Raw genomic sequence first — 23,311 nt, 5'->3', positions numbered from 1 at the left:
CCGCCGCGGCTCAGAGCCCGCGCGCCGCCCTCATCCGTGCCGCCATCCGCAGGGCGGCGATCAGGCTCGCGGGGTTCGCCCGGCCTTGGCCCGCGATGTCATAGGCGGTGCCGTGATCGGGCGAGGTGCGCACGAAGGGCAAGCCCAGCGTCACGTTCACGCCCTCATCGAAGGCCAGCGTCTTGATCGGGATCAGCGCCTGATCGTGATAGGCGCAGATCGCCGCGTCATAGCGCGTCCGCGCGGCTGCGTGGAACAGCGTATCGGCCGGATGCGGGCCGGAGACCGCATGGCCCTCGGCGCGCAGATCCGCGATCAGGGGCGCGATCCAGTCGATCTCTTCATGGCCCATCGCGCCGCCTTCGCCCGCATGCGGGTTCAGCCCCGCAATCGCGATACGCGGGTTTTCCAGCCCGAAATCGCGCGCCAGCCCGGCGGCAGTGATCTCGACCGTCTCGCGCAAGAGCGCGGGCGTAAAGGCGCGCGGCACCTCGGACAGAGCAATATGGATCGTCGCGGGCACCACGCGCAGCGTGTCGCAGGCCAGCATCATCACCACGCGCGCCCCGCCCGCGAGATGCGCGAGATATTCGGTATGGCCCGGAAAGGCGAAGCCCGCACCGTCCTTCAGCGCCTTCTTGTTGATCGGCGCGGTGCAGAGCGCCGAGGCCTCGCCGCGCATCGCCAGATCCGTGCCGTGCCGGATCGCCTCGATCACGCCCGTGGCATTGGCCGGATCGGGCTGGCCGGGCAGGGCGGCGGCGGCAAATTCCAGCGGCAAGACCGGCAGCGCCGAACCGGCATGGCTCATCGCCTCGGCGGGCTCGGAGATTTCGCGGATCTTCGTGCCGCGTGGCAGATGCGCGGGGTCGCCGATCCAGACGAAGGGCAGCGACGCGCGCAGCTGTTCCCAGGCGCGGGCGGCGATTTCGGGGCCGATGCCCGAGGGATCGCCGCAGCTCAGCGCGACGGGGCGTTCGAACGGGGCGGGGTGGCTCATGGCCGGGTGATCACCGCCGTCTCGAGCTGATCGGCAAAGAAATTCTCGGCCAGAACGCGCAGCCGCTCGTTCACCAGCCGCTCGCGCGTGCCGTTGCGATCGAGGGCGGCCTCTTCGCCCACCAGCGTCGGCGCGCGCTCGCAGAGCATCAGCAGCATGTCATTGCCGCCGCGCGCGATCACGCGGGTCTCCCCGATATCCATCGCGGCCAGCGCGGCGCCGATCTCGGGGTCGATGCTGCCCGCAGGCGCGCTTTCGACCAGCAGGCGATCGGCGGGCTGCCCTTCGGCAAGGCCGTAAAGATCGTTGCAGCGGTCAATCTCGGCGATGGTCTTTTGCGCCGCAGTCGCGGTCGCAGCCGCACCGGTCGGGCCAAGCGCGTAAAGCATGTAATCGAGCGTCATCGCCGGGGCGCCGGATTTGCCGCCATCCTGAATGCCGCGCAGCATGAACACCGCCACCGCGTTCGGCAGGCGGATCGGCTGGGTCGCGGTATCGGGCTTGAGGCGCAGCAGTACCGGGCGCAGCTCGGCCGGGAGGCCTTCGAGCGGCATCCAGTCGAGACGACCGCCGCGCGCTTTCGAGGGCGCCGAAGACACCCGCTCGGCCATCTCGGCGAAAGCCGCGGGCGAGCGCAGGGCCGAAGCCTCGCGCGCGATCGCCATGGCGCGGCCTTCTTCACCGGCGGGCGCGGGGATGATCATTTCCGACAGCAGCACCTTGGTGCCCTGGCCCAGATCGGATTCCGCCAGCAGCGCGCGGTCGATATCGGCCTCGTGGATGTTGATCGAGCCACGGTATTTTTCCCGCACGACGGCACGCCAGGCGAGGCCCGCGCGCACGAAATCGCGGAAGCTTTGCGGCTCGACGCCGCCTTCCCCGATCGCTTTCAGGAATTGCTCGGTGTCGAGGTTCGCACGGCCGGCGAATTCGGCCATGCCGGCGGCGATCTCGTCTTCGCTGACCGAAAGACCCATCTGCTTGGCGATATCGAGGCGCAGACGATCCTCGATCAGCGCCTTCTCGGCGCCTTCGCGCAGGTCGCCGGGCGCGCGCAAGAGCTGCATCAGCCGCATGCGCTGGTTGATTTCAAAGCCGGTGATGCCATGGCCGTTCACGGTGATCTGCGGCGCAAAGAGATTGCCCTGCACATAGCCTTGCGCCTCGACGCGTGCCCCCAGTCCGAGGCTCGTCGCGATCACCAGGGCGAGAAGGGGAAGAAATCGCTTCATTGGTCCGTCCGTGCTCGTCTTGTCGTTTCGGGCCGCGCCTTAGCGCGCGCAGACCCGCCGTGTTGCATTTCGTGCATCGCCGCCCGCGCCGAAGCCCGCCAGCGCGACCGAGATGCCGATCCCGGTTTCGGGCTCCACACTAGACGAGGAAGTGAAGCGGCGCGAGAGGGAAAGATCGACCGTGATGCATTCATTGGCATATTGCAGCCCAAGAGAGGTGCGGCTGGCGCGATCCTCGGTCAGGTCATAGCGCGCCGAGAGCTTGCCCGACCAGCCCGGCGCGAACAGCCATTCGGTGTCGAGCATCAGCTCCGAGAGGTCTTCGAGCCGCCCTTCGGCCGCATTCGCCTCCATCCAGAGGTAGCGCGTCGCGATATCATAGGCCTCGCCGTCATAGCCCAGCGTGAATTCGTTGCGCGAAATCGAGAGGTCATCGTCGAAGAGCGCGCGGTTGGCGACGGTCAGGCCCGACGCGGTGGCGAGATTCGCGCCCAAAAGCCAGTCCGAGCGCGTGCCCGAAAGCCCCGAGCCCGACGAGAACTGCCCGAGATCGTCGAGCCGGAACACGCGCCCCGCCGTCAGCCCGAGCGACCAGCCCGACTGGTCGTGGCGGGTGTAGCTCAGCCCGAGATTCGCCCGCGTGCCCGCCTCGCGCGCGTCGCCGCCCGGAAAGCGCGACAGCGCGAACAGGTTGCCCTCGTCGAATTCGGTCAGCAGGCTGTCCTCGTTGGGCGAGGCTTCGGGGTCGTCGCCGCTCCAGACCAGCTGCAGGATCGGCTCGATCACATGCGCCGCGCGCCCCGAGGTCGAGATCCAGGGCCAGCGCAGTTCCACCGCCGCCGAGGGCAGGGCGCGCGTGATCGTGCTGTCATAGGCCGGATCGGTGCCGACGCTGATCGCATCGAGCGCCAGCTCGGCCTCGGCCGTAGCCAGAATGCCGCCGGGCAGGAGCCAGTTGCGCCGCCAGTCCGCCACCATCGACAGCCGGCCGCTGTCGCGCCCGTCCGCAACCCCGTCGCCATCGCCATCCAGCACCGAGTCCGAAGCGCGCCGCGCCGTCGCCAGCTGCCAGTCCAGCGTCAGCTCGCCGCCGATCCCGGCCGGGCGGAACACGTCGATCCATTGCGCCGTGGCCGAGGCCATCGGCTGGGTCGAATTGCTTTCGCCCTCACGGATCGAATGGGTGTTGCCGATGCGCGCCCAGATCAGCTGATCGCGCTTCACGCGTTCGATCTCGATGCCGGACCAGAGGCGGTCCTCGTCGGAAATGTCGTAATTGAGCAGGTAGGACGGGTCGGAAACCAGCCGCAGCTGCGCGCTCAGGCGGAAATCCCGGGGCAGCTGGGCCGTCAGGTCGCCGAAGAGGTAGCCGCGGGTCTCATCGGGCTCGATCGAGTCGTCGCTCAGCGCGCCTTCGAGCAGCAGGTCGCCCCAGTCATAGGCGCGCCGATAGCGCAGCCCGAGCGTCTTGGTCTGCGAGGCCGCGACATAGGGCGTGAAGGTCAGGTCGGCGGAGGGGCCGAGCGTAAGGAAATAGGGCGTCTTGATCCCGAAGCCCAGAAGCGAGGTGGTGCGGAACTGGGGGCTGAGAAAGCCGCTCATGCGTTCAACGGTCGGGTCGGGCGCACGCAGGTAGGGCAGGTAGAAAATCGGCACGCCCATCGCGCGCAGCTGCGCCGACTCGAACGAGATCTGCCGCGTTTCGGCGTCATGGGTGACCTTGCGGGCGCGGATCTCCCACAGCGGCGTGGGGTTCTCGGCGCAGATTTCGCAAGACGAGGCGACAACGCGCTTGAGCACGGTATAGCGCCCCTTGCGGCGCTCGATCGTGTCGGCGGCCAGTTGCAATTCGCGCGCCAGCACCATGCGCGCGCCAGCCAGAAGCCCGTTTTGCAAGTCGCGCGACAGCTCGGCCTGATCGGCGACCAGCACATTGCCCCGCGCGCCCGGCTCGGTCAGCCGGATCGGCCCCTCGATCGAGAGTTGCTCGGTCGTGCTGTCATAGGTGACGCGGCGCGCGGTCATGCGGGTGCCGCGATAGAGCACCTCGACCGAGCCTTCCGCGATCAGCATGTTGGAGCCGGTCAGGATCACCCGGTTGGCCAGCAGCGCGGCGGGTTCTTCGGCGCGCGGTGCAATCGCGGCAAGCGTCAGCCCCCCCGCCAGCGCCAGAACGCCGAGGGACCGGGTGATTGCCGTTGCTCCGAGACGCGCCATCAGCCGTCCTCCAGATGCAGCACGAAAGCCAGCGGCACGATGACCGCGATCAGTGGCGGGGCCCAGGCGGCCAGCATCAATGGCACCTGACCGTTTCCGCCGAGAATCTGCGCGACGTAGCGCAGGAAGAACATGCCCAATCCGAGGCCAAAGGCCAAGAGCACCATCATCCCCATTCGCCCCGATCTTGCGTGGCGCATGGTGAAGGCGGCTGCGACCAGCACCATCGCCCCCAGAAAGATCGGCAGGCTGAGTTCGCTGAGGAACCAGACGCGGTGGCGCAGCGAGGAAAACCCGGCCGCATCGAGCGAGGCGATGAAGCCCGGCAATTGCCACAGCGCCACATCCTCGGGCTCGCCGAAACTTTCGCGGATGCGCGCGGCGGTCAGGTCGGAGTCGATGCGCAGGCTGTCGTGGCGGGTCGCCTCGAATTCGGGGTTGGTGGAGCCGCCGAGGTTCCAGTCCTTCACATCGGTCAGCGCCCAGGCGCCGGGCACCAGCTCGGCCGAGGCCGCGCGCAGCCGCCGCACCGGGCCCTGACCGGGCACGAAGATCAGGAAGGTGACATCGCTCAGCCGTGTCGCGTCGGCATTGGCCGAAGCCGCCTGGATCACCGCCTGCGCCGGGGTCTTGCCATCGGCGGCGAGCCCTGCGCCCTGACGCATCCAGACACCCTCGCGCCCGATCGAGATCGTGCTGCGGGTCTCCGATTTGCGCTCGGACATCAGTTGCTCGTAACGGTTCTTGGTGGCCGAAACGATGGGGTTGCCCATCGTCACCGCGATCATGCCGATCGCGACCGCCACCAGCACCGGCGCCACCAGCATCCGCAGCGCCGAGCGGCCGGCGGCGCGGATCACCACCAGCTCCGAGCTGCGCGCGAGCCCGATGAACAGCGTCACTGCCGCCAGCACCATCACCAGCGGCAGGATCTCATAGAGCGTCTGCGGCAGTTTCAGCAGCGCAAAGCGCGACAGCGCCCCGATCCCGTAATCGTCGCCCGAAAGCCTGCGGGCCAGCTCGGCGAGGTTGATCAGGAACAGGATCCCGGCAAAAGCCCCGCCGACGATGCCGAAGGCACGCAGGAAGCGCCGCGCGATATAGAATGACAGCGTCATGCCGGCACCTCCTGCGCGGACCGGCGCCGACGGCGCGGCAGGGCGGCGAGGCCCAGCATCACGACCCCCGCCGCAATTCCCAGAAGCGGCACGCCATAATAGAGCGGCCAGAGCTGCGCATCCTTGTTGACCTGCCCGGTCACGGCGTTCTGGATCAGGTTCAGCACGATCAGTGCCACCACCGCGATGCCGATCTCGCGCCACAGCCCAAAGCGCGAGAACGAGCCGAGCATCAGGATCGAGAAGCCCAGAAGCACCGCAGCCGGCGCCAGCAGCGGCTCGGCGAAACGCTCATGGACAAGCGTGCGCAGCGCCTCGGGGGTGGCGCCCGTGGCCGCAAACACCGCGTCATCGGGCGCGATCAGCCGCGCGGTCGACAATTCCTCGACATCGCGCGCACTGCGCTCGCGCCCGGCGAGGATGGTGCCGAGATCATAGGTGAAATTGGCGAAGCGCGTGACCGAAAGCGCGCTGTCCGACTGCCGCAGCACCTGCGCCATACCATTGAACATCACCAGTTTCGGCCCGGTCTCGGTGCGCACGATCAGCGCCTTTTCGGCGGTATAGGTCGTGCGCGTGCGGTCCGAACGGCGGTCCGAGATATAGATGTCCTTGAGCACGCCCAGATCCGAGATCGAGCGGACATAAACCGTCAGCCCCTCGGCGGGGTGCTGGAAGGTGCCCTCGACCAGAAGCTGCGCGCTCAGGTCGCGCGCAACCTCGGCTTCGCGATCGGCGAGCCGCGCCTTCGCGGCGGGCACCAGAACATGCGTCAGCGCCGAGAGCATCACCATCACGATCAGCCCCATCGCCACCGCCGGCACCGCCAGCCGCCACGGCGAGACGCCAAGCGCCTTCATCACCACGAATTCCGAATCCTGGTTGAGCCGGTTGATCGTCGTCAGCACCGCCGCGAAGGCCGCCACCGGCAGCACCGCCTTGATCACGTTGGGCAGGGTCAGCGCGGTGAATTCCAGCACCACGCTCGCGGTCTGACCGTCACCGATCAGCCGGTCGAACAGCAGAACTGCCCGGTTCATCCAGTAGACGGAGACCAGCACCAGGGCAAAAAACCCGAACAGCACCATGAACTGGGACAGCAGATATCTGTCGAGACGCTTCAAACCAAAAATATCCCCCCGGATATGTCCCCTCTCTAGCGGGAACTCCGGCTCTGGGGAAGGGCCGGAAACCACCCTGCCGAGGCGCTTTTCATTTTTCAGGGGCGGGTCTAGTGTTGGGCGCTGAAATGAACGCGCGGAGCGGTGGATTTCCGCCGATGTCCGCGCCTTGCCCGGAGACAGACATGACCGATCCCGTTGCCATCCAGTTCCGCGAAACCGATATCGAGGCTCTGGCCGGGCGCGAGGGGCGCATCGCGCTGATCGTGAATTCCGAAGGCAAGATGGGCCCCGAGGCGCGCCGCCTGAACAAGCTGACGCGGGGCGCGCTGGCGCGGGCGATCGGCTCCGAGGCCTTCACCAAGCTCAAGCCCGCCGAATCGATTGAGCTGGGCTGGCCGGGCGGGCTGGCCGCCGAGGCGCTGCAGATCATCAAGCTCGACCGCAAGGCCTGCCTTGCCGAGGCGCGCAAGGCCGGTGCGCTGGTCGGCAAGGTGCTGGGCGAAAAGGGCGCGCTGGTGCTGGCGGGCAATCATCCGCTGTCGTGTCAGGTGGCCTTTGGCCTCGCGCTGCGCGCCTATCGCTTCGACTACCACTCCGAGGCGAAACCCGCGCCCGGCCCGGTCGTGGTGATGGTTGCGAACCCCGAGAAAACCGCCGCCCGCGCCGCCCCCCATGCCGCGCTGGCCGAGGGCGTGTTCTTTACCCGCGATCTCGTCAACGAGCCCGCCAACATCCTGACCACCGATGATTTCGCCGCCCGCCTTGCCGCGATGCAGGAGCTTGGCCTCGAGGTCGAGATCCTCGAAGAGGACGAGCTGAAAAAACTGGGCATGCGCGCGCTGCTGGGCGTGGGGCAGGGCTCGGAAAGCCCCTCGAAAGTGGTGGTGATGCGCTGGAACGGCGGTGGCGACGAGGCGCCGCTGGCGCTTGTCGGCAAGGGCGTCGTGTTCGACACCGGCGGCATCTCGATCAAGCCCGCGGGCGGTATGGAAGAGATGACGATGGACATGGGCGGCGCGGGCGTCGTTTCGGGCGTGATGCGCACGCTGGCGCTGCGCAAGGCCAAGGCCAATGTCGTGGGCCTTGTCGGTTTGGTCGAGAACATGCCCGACGGGCGCGCACAGCGTCCGGGCGATATCGTGAAGTCGATGAAGGGCGACACGATCGAGGTCATCAACACCGATGCCGAAGGCCGCCTCGTGCTGGCCGATGTGCTCTGGTACGCGCAAGAACGCTTCGCGCCCCGCGCGATGATCAACCTCGCCACGCTGACGGGCGCGATCATCATCGCGCTCGGCCATGAAAACGCGGGGCTCTTCGGCAATGACGAGGGCTTTGTCGGCCAGATCGCCGAGGCCGCGCGCGCCGAGGGCGAAGGCGCCTGGCCGATGCCGCTGCAACCGGCCTATGACACGCTGATCAAGTCGCGCCTGGCCGATATCAAGAACACCGGCGGGCGGCCTGCGGGCTCGATCACCGCGGCGGCCTTCCTCAAGCGTTTCGTCAAGGATGAGGTGCCGTGGTGCCATATCGACATCGCGGGCGTGGCGCTGCCGCCGGGCGAAACCGCGCTGGCGCCGAAGGGCCCGACGGGCTGGGGCGTGATGACGCTCGATCGCCTGATCCGTGACAAGTTCGAGGGCTAAGCCCTTGGGTGCGGCCAATTTCTACCATGTGACCGAGTCGCCGCTGGAGGCCGTGGTGGCGAACCTGTTGAGCCGCGCGCTGGATCAGGGCTGGCGGATCGAGCTGCGCGGGGGCGACCCGGCGCGGCTTGCCTGGCTCGATCAGTGGCTCTGGGAAAAGACGCCCGAGGACGGGTTCTTGCCGCATGGTCTGGCGGGCGGGCCGCAGGACGCGCATCAGCCGGTGCTGCTGGGCACGGCGCCCGCGCCGGGCGCGTTCGACGCGCTGATGGCGCTCGATGGCGCCGAGGTTTCGGCCGAGGAAATCGCCGCGCGCGAACGGGTCTGGATCTTGTTCGACGGGCGCGACGAGGCCGCGACCCAGGCCGCGCGCGGGCAATGGAAAGCGCTGACGGGTGCCGGCGCGCAGGCCGCCTATTGGGCCGAAGAGGCCGGGCGCTGGCAGAAGAAGGCCGAAAGCTGACGCGCCGCCCGGCTTCCCTTCGGCCCGCATCCGCGCTAATTGCGCGCCTGACCTCAGGAGCCAGCCAATGAGCCAGAAATTCAGCTTTGCCCTTCACGCCACCGATGGCGCGGCCCGAACCGGCGTCATTTCGACTCCGCGCGGCGAGATCCGCACGCCCGCCTTCATGCCGGTGGGCACGGCGGCGACGGTCAAGGCGATGATGCCCGAAAGCGTGCGCGCGACCGGCGCCGACATCATTCTCGGCAACACCTACCACCTGATGCTGCGCCCCACCGCCGAGCGCATCGACCGGCTCGGGGGGCTACACAAGTTCATGAACTGGGAACGTCCGATCCTGACCGACTCGGGCGGGTTTCAGGTGATGAGCCTCGCCAGCCTGCGCAAGCTGACCGAGGAGGGCGTGCGCTTTTCCAGCCATATCGACGGCTCGAAACACATGCTGACGCCCGAACGTTCGATGGAGATCCAGAAGCTCTTGGGCTCGGATATCGTGATGGCGTTTGACGAATGCCCGGCGCTGCCCGCGACCGATGACGAGGTGGCGAAATCCATGCGGCTTTCGATGCGGTGGGCGCAGAGGTCACGCGATGCCTTCGGCGACCGCCCCGGCCATGCGCTCTTTGGCATCATGCAAGGCGGTGTTACCCGCGAGCTGCGCGAGGAAAGCGCCGAGGCGCTGACCCGGATCGGGTTCGACGGCTACGCGGTCGGCGGGCTGGCGGTAGGCGAGGGGCAGGAGGCGATGTTCGGCGTGCTCGATTACGCGCCGGGCTTCCTGCCCGAGGACAAGCCGCGCTACCTGATGGGGGTCGGCAAGCCCGACGATATCGTCGGCGCCGTCGAGCGCGGCATCGACATGATGGATTGCGTGCTGCCCTCGCGTTCGGGCCGGACCGGGCAGGCCTGGACCCGGCGCGGGCAGGTCAATATCAAGAACGCCCGCCATCAGGACGACCCGCGCCCGCTCGACGAGGCCTGCACCTGCCCGGCGTGCCGCAACTATTCGCGCGCCTATCTGCACCATGTCTTCCGCGCCGGAGAGATGATCTCGGGGATGCTGCTGACCTGGCACAACCTGCATTATTATCAGGAGCTGATGCAGGGCCTGCGCGATGCGATCGCGGCGGGGAGCCTGAAGCAATTCGTGGCTGACTTCCACGCGCAGCGCGCGATGGGCGATATCGAGCCGCTCTGAGGGGCAGGGGCGCCGCCCCTCTGGCGCGTTCCGCGCCATTCACCCCGGGATATTTCCGGCAAAATGAAAGCCCCGGCTTTCATCGAGCGTGAAATACTCCGGGGGGAGGCCGCAGGCCGGGGGGCAGAGCCCCCCATCCGCTTGAACCGGCCCGCTCAGAGCCCGTAGATCGCGCTGAATTTCTGTTCCAGATAGTCCAGCAGCGGCTCGGCGGTGGGGGCGAAGCCGCAGGCGGTCTCGATCGTCTCGCGCGGTTGGCGCAGCCCGCCGTGGCGTTGCAGGTTTTCCCGCAGCCAGCCGGTGGCGGGGCTCGCGTCGCCCTGAGCGAGTGCCGCATCGACATGGGGCACCGCCGCGCGCAGCGCCTTGTTGAGGCAGCCTGCGTAGAGATTGCCAAGGCTGTAGGTCGGGAAATAGCCGAACAGCCCCACCGACCAGTGCACATCCTGCAAGAAGCCCTGCGAGGGGCGCTCGGGCGCGCGGCCGAAGTCGGTGGCGAAGCGCGCGTTCCAGGCCTCTTCCAGATCGGCCGCCTCGAGTGTCCCGGCGATCAGGTCACGCTCCAGATCGAAGCGCAGCATGACATGCAGGTTATAGCTCAGCTCGTCGCTTTCGGTGCGGATGAACCCGTCCGAGACACGGTTGACGATGGCGTGGAAGGCCTGCGGGTCGGAGACGCCGAAATCGCCGAACATCTCGACCATGCGAGTGTGCAGCCAGCCGGTGAAAGCGGCGGAGCGGCCAAGCTGGTTTTCATAGATCCGGCTCTGGCTTTCGTGCACACCCATCGAGACCCCGGCGCCGAGCGGCGTGAACAGGTAATCGGGGTCGATGCCCTGTTCGTAGCAGGCGTGGCCGACCTCGTGGATCGTCGAGTAGATGCAGTTGAACGGGTCGGTTTCCGAGATCCGCGTAGTGATGCGCACGTCATGGCCCGAGCCCGAGGAAAACGGATGCACGGCCATATCGAGCCGCCCGCGCGTCCAGTCATAGCCGAAGGCGGTGGCGCAGATCTTGGCCAGCCGCAGCTGTGCGTTTTCCGGGAAGATATGGCTGATTTCGGCGGGCTGGCGATCCGCGCCCAAGACCGCCTCACGCAGCGCGACAAGGCGCGGGCGCAGGGCTTCGAACATGGCCGAGATCTCGGCGCTGGTCATGCCCGGCTCGTAATCGTCCAGAAGCGCATCATAGAGATTGCCCTCGGCAAGGCAGGCGGCCTCTTCGCGTTTCAGCGCCAGCACCTCGGTCAGGGTGGGCAGGAAATCGGCGGGGGCCTCATTGGCGCGGGCCTCGGCCCAGATCCCCTGCGCGAGCGAGGTCAGCCGCGCCAGTTCAGCGGCGAGGCGGGCGGGAATGCGGGTGTTGCGGTTGTAGCTGCGCGCGATCAGGTCCAGCGCGCGTTCGCCGGCGGCATCCGGGGCATTCGCGCGCGCCAGCCAGTCGCCCAGCCGCGGATCGGTGCGCCGCGCATGCAACACGGCCTCAAGCGCGGCGCTTTCCTCGGCGCGTTGCTCGGCCGCGCCGCGCGGCATCATCGTCTCCTGATCCCAGCCCAGTCGCCCCGCCACCGAGGCCAGCGCCTCGGTCTCGCGTTGAAATGCCATCAGCTCGGCGAATGCGTTCATGATCAGCCCTCCCGGATCGAGCGCAGGATCGGGTGCCGCGCAAGGAAGCGCGCGCGGATCACAATCACCCAGACGAGGATCGCGCCGGCCTGGTGCACGAGGCCCAGCGACAGCGGCGCGCCATGGACCAGCGTGACGATGCCAAGCGCAAGTTGCAAGAGCACGACCGCCCCCATCCACAGAAACGCGGTGCGGGTTGCGCCATGGGCCGAGCGGCGGCCCTTGAGCGCGGCGATGCCTGCAAAGATCACCAGCCCATAACCCGCCATCCGGTGCAGGAATTGCGTGAGCACCGGGTTTTCAAAGAAATTCTTCCAGAGGGGTTCGAGATCGAAAGCCTCGGAGGGCAGGATCTCGCCGCCCATCAGCGGCCAGTCGGTCATGCCGCGCCCGGCGTCGAGCCCCGCCACCAGCGCGCCCAGCAGGATCTGCAGGAAGGCGAAATGCATCACGCCCGTGGCCATGCCGAACAGCTTCGGCTCGCCCAGACGGCGCGCCTGCAAGAGGTCGGAGTCCTTGCGCCCCAGTGCCAGCGCATACCAGGCGATCAGCCCGAGGATCGCGAAGGCCAGCCCCAGATGCACCGCGAGGCGATAGGAGGCGACCGAGACCATCTCGCCCCCCAGCCCCGAAGACACCATCCACCAGCCGATCGCGCCTTGCAGCCCGCCCAGCACGCCCAAGCCCAAAAGCCGCCCCGTCCAGCCGGTCGGGATACGCTTCGTCGCCCAAAAGCCGACGAAGCCCACCGCCCAGACCAGACCGATGAAGCGGCCAAGCTGGCGATGCCCCCATTCCCACCAGTAGATGCCCTTGAATTCCTCGACGGTCATCGTCGCATTCAGCGCGGCAAATTGCGGGATCTGTTGGTATTTCTCGAATTCCACCTGCCAGTCGGCGGCGGACATCGGCGGCAGCGCGCCGGTGACGGGCTTCCATTCGGTGATCGACAGCCCGGAGTCGGTGAGCCGCGTCGCGCCCCCCACCAGCACCATCGCCGCGACCAGCGCGAAGAGCGCGAACAGCCAGACCCGGATCGCGGCGCGCGCGCCCTTGGGACGGGTGTCGATCATGCCGCCTTTGGGGGCGGCGGGTTTCGCCGACGTCTCGCCCACCTCTTCGAAAATGCTGCGCTTGCCGCTCATGCGCCTCTCCCTGTTGCGGGCTTCTGATGCGCGCCCAACCTAGGCGGGGGGCGCGGGGCGTTCAAGCTGCGATTGTGCGGCTCAGGCGGGGGAGCGGCCAAGGGTGAAGGGCGCGGCGGGTGTCTGACCCGCGCCGATCTCGCGCAGCGCCTCCAGAAGCCCGCGCCGCCCGCCATTCACCGCCATCCAGTGCAGCACCCCGCAAGCCGCGCGCGCATAAAGCGTGTCGTCCGTTGCCCCTTTGCGTCGAAACTCGGTCAGGCCCTCGACCAGATCGACAGGCGGCGCAAGGCAGCGTTCGGGGCCCATGCCCGCACCCAGATAGCGCGGATCGTCCGAGACGATCACCGCGAGGCCTTCGTTCACCCAGGCCGGGATCTTGCCTTGCAGGCTCGCGCGTAGCCCGGTGATCCGCGCCAGTTCCGCATGCGAGAACTCATGCGCGATGATCGTGGGCGTGAGCCCCCGCGGGCTGAGGTGCAGGACCGAGACGACCGGCGTGCCATAGGTCATCGCCGCAGCCCCCGCCGTGCCCGGCGCGCGCCCCGAAAGCCGCGTGTCGCAGGCGTCGGTCTTGCAGGCGACAAGCTTCACATTCGCATCAAACGCGCCGTAAAACGCGGCCACGCGGGCGCGGGCCGTGTCGATATTGGCCAGAAGCTGCGCGCGCTCGGGCAGGGTGAAAGCGGTGTCGGCGGCTACGCCGGGCGCGAGCGTCACCAGCCCCATGCGCTCGGGGAAGGCGGCCGCGCGCAGCGCGGGGTAAACCCACATCAGCACCAGCCCGCCCAGGATCGAGCCGGTCAGGGTCGCCATCAACGCTATTTTCAGGCTTTGCCACATCCGCCCTAGGTGGGGCCGCGCGCACCGAACGGCAACGCGCCTATTGGTCGCGCCCGCGCATCAGCTGGCGCAGCGCGCCATGGAGCGTCTGCACCTCGGCGCGGGTCATGCCAAAGCGCGTCCACATGTTGCGCAGGTTGCGCTTCATCATCGGGGCCTTGTGCTCGGGAAAGAAGAACCCGGCCTCTTCCAGCCGCTCCTCGAAGTGATCGCCAAGCTTTTCCACCTCGGTCTGGTTGGCGAGGTCGAACCCTGCCAGCCCCGGATCGACCGGCACCGCTTCAAGCGTATGGCGCGAATATTCATAGGAGGTCAGCAGCACCGCCTGCGCGAGGTTGAGCGAAAAGAATTCGGGGTTCACCGGCACGGTGATGATCGCATTCGCGCGCGTGATGTCGTCGTTTTCCAGCCCGGTGCGCTCGGGTCCGAACAGGATGCCCACGCGCTGGCCCGCCTTGATGCGCGCGCGCGCCTCGGTCATCGCGGCCTCGGGGGTGTAGATGGGTTTCGGCAACTCGCGCCCGCGCGCGGTGGTGGCAAAAACGAAATCGCAATCGGCCACGGCGCCCGCGACATCGGCGAAGACGCCCGCGTGATCCAGCACCTTGCCCGCCGCGCCCGAGGCCATCGCCACCGCCTTCGGGTTCGGCCAGCCATCGCGCGGATCGACCAGTCGCAGCTTGTCGAGGCCGAAATTCAGCATCGCGCGCGCCGCGGCGCCGATATTCTCGCCCATCTGCGGGCGCACGAGGATGATCGCGGGGTGGGTGTCCATGGGCCTCTCCTTCGGGGCCCCGCATACTTGCCGCGCTCCCCTCTGGCAAGGGCGCGCGCCTTGCGCTAGAAGCGGGCGAAACCGAAAGGACGCGCCATGGCCGACGAAAACCGCCCGCAGATCTATCTTGTCACGCCGCCCGCCTTTGAACTCGGCAGCTTCCCCGCGATTTTGGGGCGGATGCTGGACGCGCATGAGATCGCCTGCATCCGGCTGGCGCTGGCCACGCGCGACGAAGACACGATCGGGCGCGCGGCCGACGCCTGCCGCGAGATCGCGCATGCGCGCGACGTGGCGCTGGTGATCGACAGCCATCTGCAACTGGTCGAGCGTCACGGGCTCGATGGTGTGCATCTGGGGGACGGTGCGCGTTCGGTGCGCGCCGCACGCAAGGCGCTGGGGCCGGATGCGGTGGTGGGCGCCTTCTGCGGCGGCTCGCGCCATGACGGGATGAACGCGGGAGAGGCGGGGGCCGATTACGTGAGTCTCGGCCCGATCGGCGAAAGCACGCTCGGCACCGGCGCGCGCGCGCCTTTCGAGTTGTTTGAATGGTGGTCGCAGATGATCGAGGTGCCGGTGGTGGCCGAAGGCGCGCTGAGCCTCGATCTGATCCGTGAATTCGCGCCGGTCACTGATTTCTTCGCGATCGGCGAAGAAGTCTGGGGCGCCGAAGATCCGGTCGCCGAGATGGGCCGCCTGATCGCAGCGATGGGCTGAGCGTATGAGCGACTGGCTGGGCGATTCCGACGGGCCGATGGGCGAATGGGGGGCGTTCATGTCCTCCGAGCTGCGCCTGCCGCGCGCCGAGCTGGCCGGGCAGATCGCGCAGCTGGGCGGGGGCCGGGTGATCGTCGCGATCGCGGGCGCGCCGGGCTCGGGCAAGTCGCGACTGGCTGCGGAACTGGCCGAGGCGCTGAACGCGCAAGCGCCGGGCCTGGCGGCGGTGGTGCCGATGGATGGGTTCCATCTGGACAATGCGACGCTCAAAGATCGCGATCTTTTGCACGTTAAGGGCGCGCCGGAAACGTTTGATATCGAAGGGATATCATCCGCTCTCATGGCGTTGCGTGCAGGCGATGCCGATGTTGCCGTGCCGGGGTTCGACCGGGTGGCCGACACGGTTGTTCCGGCGGCGCATCTGGTGCCCGCGCGCGCGCAATTCCTGCTGGTCGAAGGCAATTACCTTCTGCTGACGCGTGCGCCTTGGCGTGACCTGTTCCCCTGCTTCGACCTGACCGTGCGGCTTGATGTTCCGGCTGACGAGTTGCGCGCGCGGCTTGAGGCGCGCTGGCGCGATCTTGGTCTGGCGCCCGAGGAGATTGCGCGGCGTGTGGCGGAGAACGATCTGCCGAACGGGCAGATCACGGTTCAGGAAAACCGCGGCGCGGATTTCGTGATCCGAGATTAAGCAACTGATTTCACGCGATCTTCCAGCTTCAACCAGATCCCGTCCGCGCCCCGCACCGTCAGATGCGCGACCGGCATCGGCGGGCGCTCGGGCAGCGCGGTCAGGCGAAACGCCCGCGTGATCATCGACAGGATCAGTGGCCCCTCGGCCATGGCAAAGCCCGCACCGGGGCAGACCCGCGCGCCCGCCGAGAACGGGATATAGGCACGCCGCAGCCCCTCTTTGCCGTTCTCGCTGTCCCAGCGGGCGGGGTTGAACCCGTCGGGATTGTCCCAGATCCGCGCGTGGCGATGCAGGTGCCAGGGGCTGACGATGACCTGATCGCCGGGGGCGACAGAGCGGTCACGGAAACATTCGGGCCGCGTCGCTTCGCGCACGAACATCGGCACGGGCGGGTAAAGCCGCATTGCCTCGCGGAACACGGCGCGGCTGAGCTTTAGCTTGTTGAGCGTTGAAAAATAAGGGACTTCATGACCAAAGGCCTGTTCGGCCTCGGTTACGACCTGCTCTTGCCACTCGGGATGGGTGGCCAGCAGGTAAAGCGCCCAGGCCAGCGCCGAGGCCGAGGTTTCATGCCCTGCGAGGAAGAAGATCGCGACCTGATCGACCATCTCACCGGTGCCAAAGGTTTTGCCGGTCTCGGGGTCGGGCGTGGTCATGATCTTGGTCGCGAGATCGTCGGGCGCGGTGCCCGCCGCGATCTCGGCGGCGCGGGCGCGCGTCAGCCCTTCGATCAGGGCACGGATGCGCGCGGCGGTACGGCGTGTTTCGCGCCCGTGAAAACGCGGAAACCAGCGTGGCAGCGGCAAGAGCGCGCCCAGATTGACCACCGGCGCCGAGCGCTGATGCGCCTTGAACTCGGAAAACACCGCCGCGGCGGTCTCATTCTCGATCGGGATCGAGAACAGGGTGCGAAAGATCACATCGGCGGCGGCATGCGAGGTTTCGGATTCGATCTCAATGGGTTCCGCGCCGGTCTTGCGGCGCAGGCGCTCGACGCAGGCCTCGCCTGCATCCCACATCGCGCCGAACGTGTCGCGCAGGCGGCCGCCCTCAAACGCCGGGTCGATGATGCGGCGCTGGCGCGCCCAGGTCTCGCCATTGGTGATGAAGACGCTGTCGCGCAAGAGCGGCTTCAGCCCTTCGCGCACGCGGTCGGATTTCGGGAAGTCGAGCGGGCGCTCGCGCAGCACCAGATCGACCAGATCGGGGTCGTTGCACAGGAACGAGCGAAAGAACGGCGTGCGAAACTCGGCCATCCAGGCGCGGTAGAGCCGCGCGGGCTGCGCCGAGAGGATGTCTTGGCGGAACAGCCGGAAATAGCGCCAGAGCGAGACCTTGTCGGGGCGGGCGGGCGGTTTTGGCGGGATCGGGCAGTTCATGCGCAGTCCCTATAGCGGTTGACGGCGCGCTCAATGCGGCTTTTTGACGGGGTGCGTCCGGCGAAGCGCGCGGCCAGCGTCTGCGGCCCGGCGGTTATGCGGAAATAGTCGTAATCGCCGACCCGGTCGAAGGCGCAGAGATATTGGAAATGCAGCCGGAAGAAGCGCCAGCGTAGCGCCGCCCAGCGTTCGGGGCTGAGCGTCTGGGTGAAGGCGGCGGAGATCACCAAGGGGCCGTGTTGATCGGCGGGGGCGACGCCCGAGACCTTGACCGGATCGCAGAGCGCGAAGGCGCAGCCGTCGCCCGGCGCGGTCACATCAACCCAGGCGAGCGCCTCGGAGCCCGCCAGAAACCGCAGGTCGGCGCGCAGGCGGTTGGCCTTGGGCAGGAAGCTCATCATCGGCACGACCTGGCCGAGCGAGAGGAAGGAAAGCGCGGGGGGCGCTGCCCCCCCTTGGCCTGCGGCCAAATCCCCCCCGGAGTATTTCGGGCTCGATGAAAGGGGGCGGGCGCGCAGGAGATCGGCGAGGATCGAGATGGCCAGATGCGCGCCCGAGCTGTGGCCGATGACGAGGACCTCGTCCCAGTCCTCGGTCAGCGCGGTCTCGATGGCATGGCGGAACTCGGCCATGCGGGCTTCGAGCGCGGGCGGGTTGGCGCCTTTCCAGCGGGCCGAGAAGGCGTAGTCATGCATCAGGTAATAGGCGTAGATGCGGTTGTCGTGCTTGCGAAACCAGCGCAGCGTGAGCGCGAGCGTGGCAAGTGCCAGACCCAGCGCAACGAGGCCGCGGCCCGGGAAGGGCGGCAGGAGGCCGGTGAGGGCTGCGACCGCCCAGCCCAGAAGCGCGCCGCCCAGCGCCTGTACCAGCAGCACCGCGATCGGGTAGAGCGCGGCGATCACCGGGCCCTTGCGCAGCCGCATCAGCCGGAACAGCGCGCCCGAGGCGATATAGACCCATGCGGTGCGCAGCAATTGCCAGTAGGTCGCCGGGATCGAGGCGCCCATCGAGGCGCGCACGATGTCGGACCAGACCAGCACCTCGACGTCGGTTTCGGTGTGCTGGCCGTCCTGCGTCGCGCTGACATGCCAGCCGTAGGGGCCGCCCGTCGTTTTCGGGCGCAGCGCGATCTCATAGCCCGAGATTGCGGCTTGGGCGGCGCTTTCGCTGCGATAGAGTTCGCGGTAGCGGCGCGGGTGAATCGGGTCGTAGCCGGGGATGTAGAACACCCTCCGTCGCCGCACCTGTCTATCCGTTCCTGCCTGCATCCGATCCTCGCACCGGGCGCCACGCTAGCGCGGAATGCGCGTCGATGTAAGGGCTTAGGGCGCGGGCGTCCAGCGGGTCGCATGGGCTTCGATCGCGGCGATGCGCTCGGGGCTTTTCGGGTGGGTCAGGAGCCAGGCGGGCACGCCCTCGCCGCCGCCCTTGGTCAGCGCGTCGAGCTTGCGAAACAGCGAGACCTGCGGGCCGATGCCGTAGCCCGCCTTGAGCATCAGCGCCGAGGCGAACTCATCGGCCTCGAATTCGTCGCGGCGCGACAGGCGCGCGGCCAGGGCGGTGGTCAGGATATTGGCAAGCCAGATCCCGATGAAGGGCAGGAACCGCCCGAGCACCGTCATCAACAGCACGCGCAGCGCGTTCTGGCCGGAAAAGTCGATCATCCGGCGGCGCGAATGGCCAAGCGCCACATGGCCCAGTTCATGGGCGACGACGGAGCCGATTTCCTCAGGCGTAACTTCGCCCGCGCGGTATTTCTCCATGAAACCTTCGGTCAGGAAGACGCGGCCATCGGGGGCGGCAAGCCCGTTCACCGGGGCGACCTGATAGACGTAGACCGGGATATCTGGGACATCGAGCGCGCGGGCGAGCCGGTCGAGCACGGGTTGCAGCCGGGTGTCGCGCAGGCGGCGCGAATTGCCGTCGAGCTGGCGCTTCAGCGACCATGCCGAGAAATGCCACAGGGCGAGCCCGTAGAGGATCAGCGCGAGAATGGGCAGGATACGCCAGAACATGGGCTTGATATGGCGCGCGGGTGGCGCCGGGTCAATGCGGGGCGCGATGATGGCCGGGATGGCGTGCCGCATGCCAGAGCCAGGCCCCGAGCGCGAGCGCGAGCGCGCCGGCCGCCATCATCCCCAGCGCGTTCGAGGCAAGGTCCGCGGCCGCCTGCAGGTTCGCGCCAAAGGTGATGCCCAGCCCGACATAGACTGAGACCCAGACCGCCTCGCCCAGAATTCCCGCCAGCGAAAACCGCGTATGGGCAAAGCCCGAGGCGCCTGCGGCAAGGTTCACCCAGGGCCCCAGCGCCGAGAACATCCAGCGCGAGAAGAACACCGTGATCGCGCCGCGCCGCGCGAGCTGCGCCAGCGCCGAGGCGACGAGCTTGCCGCGTTTGGTCTCGGGGGCGGGCAGGAACCGCTCGGCCCTGCGCCCGAGCCAGAACCCGGTCTGATCGCCCAGCACGGCTCCGGTAAAGGCCGCGCTCGTAACCGTCACCAGCGCAAGGTCGCCCGAGGCCACGAAGGCGCCCGAGGCGATCATCATGATCGACGATGGCACCGGGATCGCGAGGCAGCTCAGGAAGGTCGTAAGCCCCAGAAGCCACGGCCCAAAGGCGGGCAGGGCCGCAAGCAGCATATCGACCAGCGCGGTCTCGGTCATTTCCGCGCCCCGGCGGCGTGGTCGGCGGCGCGGGCGGGCAGCTCGGTCGTCAGCCGCGCGATCAGATCCGCGACCGGCACGCCGAGCGCCTGCGCGATCGCCTCAAGCGTGGGGCGCCGCGATCCGACCAGCGCGCGGTCGTCGCCGACGCCGAGGATCGCATCGACCTCTTCCACCGGCAGGTGCCAGCTGCGCGCAAGATAGCCCGGCGTCATCCAGGGTTCGGGCGCCTGATGGCGATGCTCGGGGTCGGCCCAATAGAGGCCGCGTATCACCATCCGCCCGCCGAAAAACAGCGTCAGACCGACCGCCAGCAGAAAGGCGATGAACACCACCCGCTGCTCGCGCCAGAGCCGTTTGAGCACCGGGCTCATCCGAGTTCCTTCATCGCGCGGGTGATGCCCTCAAGCGTCAGCGGATACATCCGGTTCTCGAAGATCTGCCGCACCAGCCCGATCGACTGGGTGTATTGCCAGAGCCGTTCCTGCACCGGATTGAGCCAGACATGGGCGGGCCATTGTTCGCGCGCCCGCGTCAGCCACAGGTGCCCCGGCTCTTCGTTCCAATGCTCGTTCGCGCCGCCGGCATGGGTGATCTCATAGGGCGACATCGAGGCATCGCCCACGAAAATGCATTTGTAATCCGCGCCGTAGCGGTTCAGCACCTCCCAGGTGGGGGTGACCTCGTCCCAGCGGCGGCGGTTCGATTTCCAGACGCCCTCGTAAAGGCAGTTGTGGAAATACCAGTGTTCGAGATGCTTGAACTCGGTTTTTGCCGCCGAGAACAGCTCTTCGACCAGCTTTACATGCGCGTCCATCGAGCCGCCGATGTCGAAAAACAGCACGACTTTCACCGCGTTGTGGCGCTCGGGGCGGGTTTTCACGTCGATATAGCCGGCCTCGGCCGAGGCGCGGATGGTGCCGGGCAGGTCGAGTTCCTCGGCGGCGCCGTGGCGCGCCCATTGCCGCAGCCGCTTCAGCGCGACCTTGATGTTGCGCGTGCCCAGCTCGACCGAGTCGTCGAGGTCGCGGAACTCGCGCTTGTCCCAGACCTTCACCGCGCGCTGGTGGCGCGAGCGGTCCTGGCCGATGCGGATGCCCTCGGGGTTGTAGCCATAGGCGCCAAAGGGCGAGGTGCCGCCGGTGCCGATCCATTTGTTGCCGCCCTGATGGCGGCCTTTTTGCTCTTCGAGCCGCTGCTTGAGCGTCTCCATCAGTTTGTCAAAGCCGCCAAGCGCCTCGATCTGGGCCTTTTCCTCGTCGCTCAGGTGGCGCTCCACCATCTTGCGCAGCCATTCCTCGGGCAGGTCGATCGCCTCCATCACCTGCTCGGGGGTGATCGCCTCGATCCCGGCGAAAGCCTCGGCAAAGGCGCGGTCGAACCGGTCGAGATGGCGTTCGTCCTTCACCATCGTGGTGCGGGCGAAGTAATAGAACCCGTCGATGTCATAGGTCACGAGCCCCGCCGCGAGCCCTTCGAGGAAGCTCAGGTATTCACGCAGCGAGACCGGCACGCCACCGCGGCGCAGCGCGTCGAAGAAGGGCAGGAACATCTCAGCCTCCGCGCATCATCCTGTCGGCGATCAGCGTGATCAGCAGCCCCAGAAGCGCCAGCCCGATCGCGTAGACAGCCGCATATTGCGCGCGGTCAAACCCGTTGCCGCCCGCCTTGGCGGCCCGCAGATAGCCCAGAAACGCGCCGATCACGGCCCCGGCAATGACGATCATCAGCCCCTCGCTTTCGGTCGGACCACACAGGCCCCCGCTCAGTTGATGCGCGCCCCGGCCTCGGCAAGGGCGGCGACTTCGGCCACGCGGCGCAGGACCGCCACGTCGGAGCCAAAGCCATAGCGCGCCCATCGGCCCATGTCGAGCCGGGCCTGCCGCGCAGCCGCCGTGTTGCCAAGGCGCGCCTGCGCCTCTGCGCGGATCATATAAAGCGTGGTCATCAGCGCCGCGTTCTGGCCCGCGCGGGCAGGCCCGAGCGCACGATCGACAAGGCGCGTGGCCTGTTCGGGCTGGCCGGTGCCGAGCGCATGGGCCGCGCGCTGCATGTCGATATGCGCGATCTGGATGCCCGCGCCGGGCAGCGGGTGATAAAGCGCCTCGGCCCGGTCGAATGCCGCGAGTGCGGCGGGCGGATCGGCTTGCAGGCTCAGCCGCCCGATCACGAACCAGGCAAAGGCGGTGCGGCTGTCGGCCCAGCCCTGCGCCTGCGCGATCATCAACGCGCGTTGCGCGCTCGCGTGCCGCTGCGGGGTCGAGCGCGCCCCGCCAAGCGCCCCGGTGACAGCCTCGACATAGGCCTGCGGTGTCGGCGCGGGTGGGGCCACGCCCATCGCAGCGCCGCCTCCGGGATTGAGCCGCGCGAGCAGGCCGGGCAGCCGCGCCATCACCTCGGGCCGGCTCATCCCCGAGCGCATCTCGGGCGCATAGGCCAGACGCAGCATCAGCATGTCGAACCGGGTCAAAACGGCGTGAAAATTGTCATCGTTCCAGACCGTGTCGGGCAGGCGATAGAGGTCGTTCAGCGGCCCGAGACCCTGGCTGATCTCTTCGTGGAGGCAGTCGCGCACCTCTTGCGGGCTCGCGTCCGAGGGGATGAACACGCTGACCAGCTGGCGCGTCTGCAGGCCCGCCCAATCGGTGCGCGGGCCGTTGCGATGGCGCAGGTAATCGGCCCAGCCCGCAACGCCCGGCACGACGAAACAGGCGGCATTCGGGACGCGCGCCTGCATCTGGCGCTTGGGCAGGAACTCGATCTGGATGCGGTTGGCGGCGCCGGGCGCGGTCGAGATCGGCACGCCCGCCTCGTTGCGCAGCCGCGACAGAAGCTGCGCAAGATCGACCTGCGCGGTGGCCGGAATGCGCCCCGCCATCGAGACCGAGATCGGCCCCTCGAAGCGGGAAAATCGGGGCAGCTCGCGCCCGGTTTCCAGCGCGAAGTTCAGTTCAAGGAAATCCTGCGCGAGTTGGCTGTTCGGGGGCAGGCGCGCGCCGGGCGCGGGCGTCGCGGGCAGGGGCGTGGGCTCGGCCAGCGGCAGGATCAGCGCATTGGCGGGCGCCCGCGCGGTTGCTTCGGGCTGGGGCGCGCACCCCGTGAGCCCAAGCGCCGCAAGCCCGAGCCAGAGCGGCAGCGCCGTGAGGAGCGGCGTCTTGCGGCGGGCAAGGGGGCGGAACGGGAGGCGCATGGAGGGCTGCTCGAACAGGAATGATGCGAAAACCATGCCGCAGCGGCAACGCGCTGGCCAGTCACTCTTGCGGGGAGGGGTAAGAAAAGCGGCCGGTCGGGGGATGCGGGATTGTTATCTGTTGTGGAAACAATTGTGGATAAAACTGACCACTTTCGGCGGTTTGTTGCGATATTGGAGATGATTGCGACGAATTTCTCGCGCCGAACGGGTTTCCAAAATGGAAACTATTATGCAGAAAATTGTGGCGTCGTTTCCAAAGCAAAACGCCCCGCAGGCAG

At 67.8% G+C, this 23,311-nt stretch carries 22 protein-coding genes; 5 read left to right on the top strand and 17 right to left on the bottom strand.

Translation table 11 applies throughout. The features are described 5' to 3' along the window. Nucleotides 1-10: 10 nt before the first annotated feature. Genes pdxA through lptF form a run of 5 tightly spaced genes read right to left on the bottom strand, consistent with a single transcriptional unit; the run spans nucleotide 11 to nucleotide 6,691 of the window. Nucleotides 11-1,000, bottom strand: coding sequence for a 4-hydroxythreonine-4-phosphate dehydrogenase PdxA (gene pdxA, locus CLN94_RS11805; protein WP_096434153.1), 990 nt, complete (start codon nucleotides 998-1,000; stop codon nucleotides 11-13). Continuing rightward, nucleotides 997-2,232, bottom strand: a complete 1,236-nt coding sequence (locus CLN94_RS11800; protein WP_096434152.1) for a peptidylprolyl isomerase — start codon at nucleotides 2,230-2,232, stop codon at nucleotides 997-999. Before CLN94_RS11800 ends, pdxA begins: the two co-directional genes overlap by 4 nt. Nucleotides 2,233-2,271: 39 nt before the next feature. Then, complete coding sequence (locus CLN94_RS11795) at nucleotides 2,272-4,449, bottom strand: LPS-assembly protein LptD (protein ID WP_096434151.1); 2,178 nt, start codon at nucleotides 4,447-4,449, stop codon at nucleotides 2,272-2,274. Next, a complete protein-coding gene (gene lptG / locus CLN94_RS11790; protein WP_096434150.1) occupies nucleotides 4,449-5,567 on the bottom strand; it encodes an LPS export ABC transporter permease LptG in 1,119 nt (372 codons plus the stop codon). The genes CLN94_RS11795 and lptG overlap by 1 nt, the downstream gene beginning before the upstream one ends. Then, nucleotides 5,564-6,691: an LPS export ABC transporter permease LptF gene (lptF, locus tag CLN94_RS11785; RefSeq protein WP_096434149.1), complete on the bottom strand. Its 1,128-nt coding sequence runs from the start codon at nucleotides 6,689-6,691 to the stop codon at nucleotides 5,564-5,566. Before lptF ends, lptG begins: the two co-directional genes overlap by 4 nt. A gap of 182 nt (nucleotides 6,692-6,873) precedes the next feature. Between lptF and CLN94_RS11780 the strand changes: the two genes are divergently transcribed. The 3 genes from CLN94_RS11780 to tgt all read left to right on the top strand — a co-directional run bounded on the left by CLN94_RS11780 (nucleotide 6,874) and on the right by tgt (nucleotide 9,998). Beyond that, nucleotides 6,874-8,337 (top strand): leucyl aminopeptidase, encoded by a 1,464-nt coding sequence (locus tag CLN94_RS11780; RefSeq protein ID WP_096434148.1) that lies wholly within the window; start codon nucleotides 6,874-6,876, stop codon nucleotides 8,335-8,337. 4 nt (nucleotides 8,338-8,341) lie between these two features. Next, a complete protein-coding gene (locus CLN94_RS11775) occupies nucleotides 8,342-8,800 on the top strand; it encodes a DNA polymerase III subunit chi (RefSeq protein ID WP_096434147.1) in 459 nt (152 codons plus the stop codon). A 67-nt stretch (nucleotides 8,801-8,867) separates the two neighbouring features. Next, nucleotides 8,868-9,998, top strand: coding sequence for a tRNA guanosine(34) transglycosylase Tgt (tgt, locus tag CLN94_RS11770; RefSeq protein WP_096434146.1), 1,131 nt, complete (start codon nucleotides 8,868-8,870; stop codon nucleotides 9,996-9,998). Between the two features lie 155 nt (nucleotides 9,999-10,153). On the opposite strand, the gene CLN94_RS11765 is transcribed toward tgt, so the two are convergent. The 4 genes from CLN94_RS11765 to CLN94_RS11750 all read right to left on the bottom strand — a co-directional run bounded on the left by CLN94_RS11765 (nucleotide 10,154) and on the right by CLN94_RS11750 (nucleotide 14,386). Beyond that, on the bottom strand, nucleotides 10,154-11,623 hold the full coding sequence (locus CLN94_RS11765; RefSeq protein ID WP_096434145.1) for a carboxypeptidase M32: 1,470 nt from the start codon (nucleotides 11,621-11,623) through the stop codon (nucleotides 10,154-10,156). Between the two features lie 2 nt (nucleotides 11,624-11,625). After that, nucleotides 11,626-12,768, bottom strand: coding sequence for a heme A synthase (ctaA, locus tag CLN94_RS11760; protein ID WP_096434144.1), 1,143 nt, complete (start codon nucleotides 12,766-12,768; stop codon nucleotides 11,626-11,628). 81 nt (nucleotides 12,769-12,849) lie between these two features. Next, entirely contained in the window at nucleotides 12,850-13,584 is a 735-nt protein-coding gene (locus CLN94_RS11755; protein ID WP_096434143.1) for a hypothetical protein, read from the bottom strand. A gap of 67 nt (nucleotides 13,585-13,651) precedes the next feature. Next, the gene (locus CLN94_RS11750; protein WP_096434142.1) at nucleotides 13,652-14,386 is read right to left on the bottom strand and encodes an RNA methyltransferase; all 735 of its coding nucleotides are present in this window, start codon (nucleotides 14,384-14,386) and stop codon (nucleotides 13,652-13,654) included. Between the two features lie 96 nt (nucleotides 14,387-14,482). Here CLN94_RS11750 and CLN94_RS11745 point away from each other — a divergent pair, with 96 nt between their 5' ends. Beyond that, the gene (locus tag CLN94_RS11745; RefSeq protein WP_096434141.1) at nucleotides 14,483-15,103 is read left to right on the top strand and encodes a thiamine phosphate synthase; all 621 of its coding nucleotides are present in this window, start codon (nucleotides 14,483-14,485) and stop codon (nucleotides 15,101-15,103) included. A 4-nt stretch (nucleotides 15,104-15,107) separates the two neighbouring features. Then, nucleotides 15,108-15,794 carry a nucleoside/nucleotide kinase family protein gene (locus tag CLN94_RS11740; RefSeq protein ID WP_245845220.1) on the top strand — a complete coding sequence of 229 codons (687 nt, stop codon included), beginning with the start codon at nucleotides 15,108-15,110 and terminating at the stop codon, nucleotides 15,792-15,794. Here the strand turns inward: CLN94_RS11740 and CLN94_RS11735 are convergent. From CLN94_RS11735 to CLN94_RS11700, 8 genes are read right to left on the bottom strand one after another with little or no spacing between them, the layout of a single operon-like run. After that, nucleotides 15,791-17,176 carry a cytochrome P450 gene (locus CLN94_RS11735; RefSeq protein ID WP_096434140.1) on the bottom strand — a complete coding sequence of 462 codons (1,386 nt, stop codon included), beginning with the start codon at nucleotides 17,174-17,176 and terminating at the stop codon, nucleotides 15,791-15,793. The two genes, CLN94_RS11740 and CLN94_RS11735, sit on opposite strands and share 4 nt — an antisense overlap. Next, the gene (locus CLN94_RS11730; RefSeq protein WP_096434139.1) at nucleotides 17,173-18,444 is read right to left on the bottom strand and encodes a hypothetical protein; all 1,272 of its coding nucleotides are present in this window, start codon (nucleotides 18,442-18,444) and stop codon (nucleotides 17,173-17,175) included. Before CLN94_RS11730 ends, CLN94_RS11735 begins: the two co-directional genes overlap by 4 nt. Before the next feature lie 54 nt (nucleotides 18,445-18,498). Next, entirely contained in the window at nucleotides 18,499-19,191 is a 693-nt protein-coding gene (locus tag CLN94_RS11725) for a M48 family metallopeptidase (RefSeq protein WP_096434251.1), read from the bottom strand. Nucleotides 19,192-19,222: 31 nt separating this feature from the next. Further along, entirely contained in the window at nucleotides 19,223-19,840 is a 618-nt protein-coding gene (locus CLN94_RS11720) for a DedA family protein (RefSeq protein WP_096434138.1), read from the bottom strand. Next, a complete protein-coding gene (locus CLN94_RS11715) occupies nucleotides 19,837-20,214 on the bottom strand; it encodes a hypothetical protein (RefSeq protein ID WP_096434137.1) in 378 nt (125 codons plus the stop codon). The genes CLN94_RS11720 and CLN94_RS11715 overlap by 4 nt, the downstream gene beginning before the upstream one ends. Continuing rightward, entirely contained in the window at nucleotides 20,211-21,392 is a 1,182-nt protein-coding gene (locus CLN94_RS11710; RefSeq protein WP_096434136.1) for a vWA domain-containing protein, read from the bottom strand. Before CLN94_RS11710 ends, CLN94_RS11715 begins: the two co-directional genes overlap by 4 nt. A 1-nt stretch (nucleotide 21,393) precedes the next feature. After that, nucleotides 21,394-21,567 carry a hypothetical protein gene (locus CLN94_RS14020; RefSeq protein ID WP_096434135.1) on the bottom strand — a complete coding sequence of 58 codons (174 nt, stop codon included), beginning with the start codon at nucleotides 21,565-21,567 and terminating at the stop codon, nucleotides 21,394-21,396. Between the two features lie 38 nt (nucleotides 21,568-21,605). Next, a complete protein-coding gene (locus tag CLN94_RS11700; protein WP_096434134.1) occupies nucleotides 21,606-23,030 on the bottom strand; it encodes a DUF2927 domain-containing protein in 1,425 nt (474 codons plus the stop codon). Nucleotides 23,031-23,311 lie beyond the last annotated feature (281 nt).

The organism is Pseudothioclava arenosa, from assembly GCF_002358085.1.
Lineage (GTDB): Bacteria > Pseudomonadota > Alphaproteobacteria > Rhodobacterales > Rhodobacteraceae > Pseudothioclava > Pseudothioclava arenosa.
The sequence above is the reverse complement of the archived record's forward strand: the minus strand, read 5'-3'. Positions and strand labels throughout refer to the sequence as shown.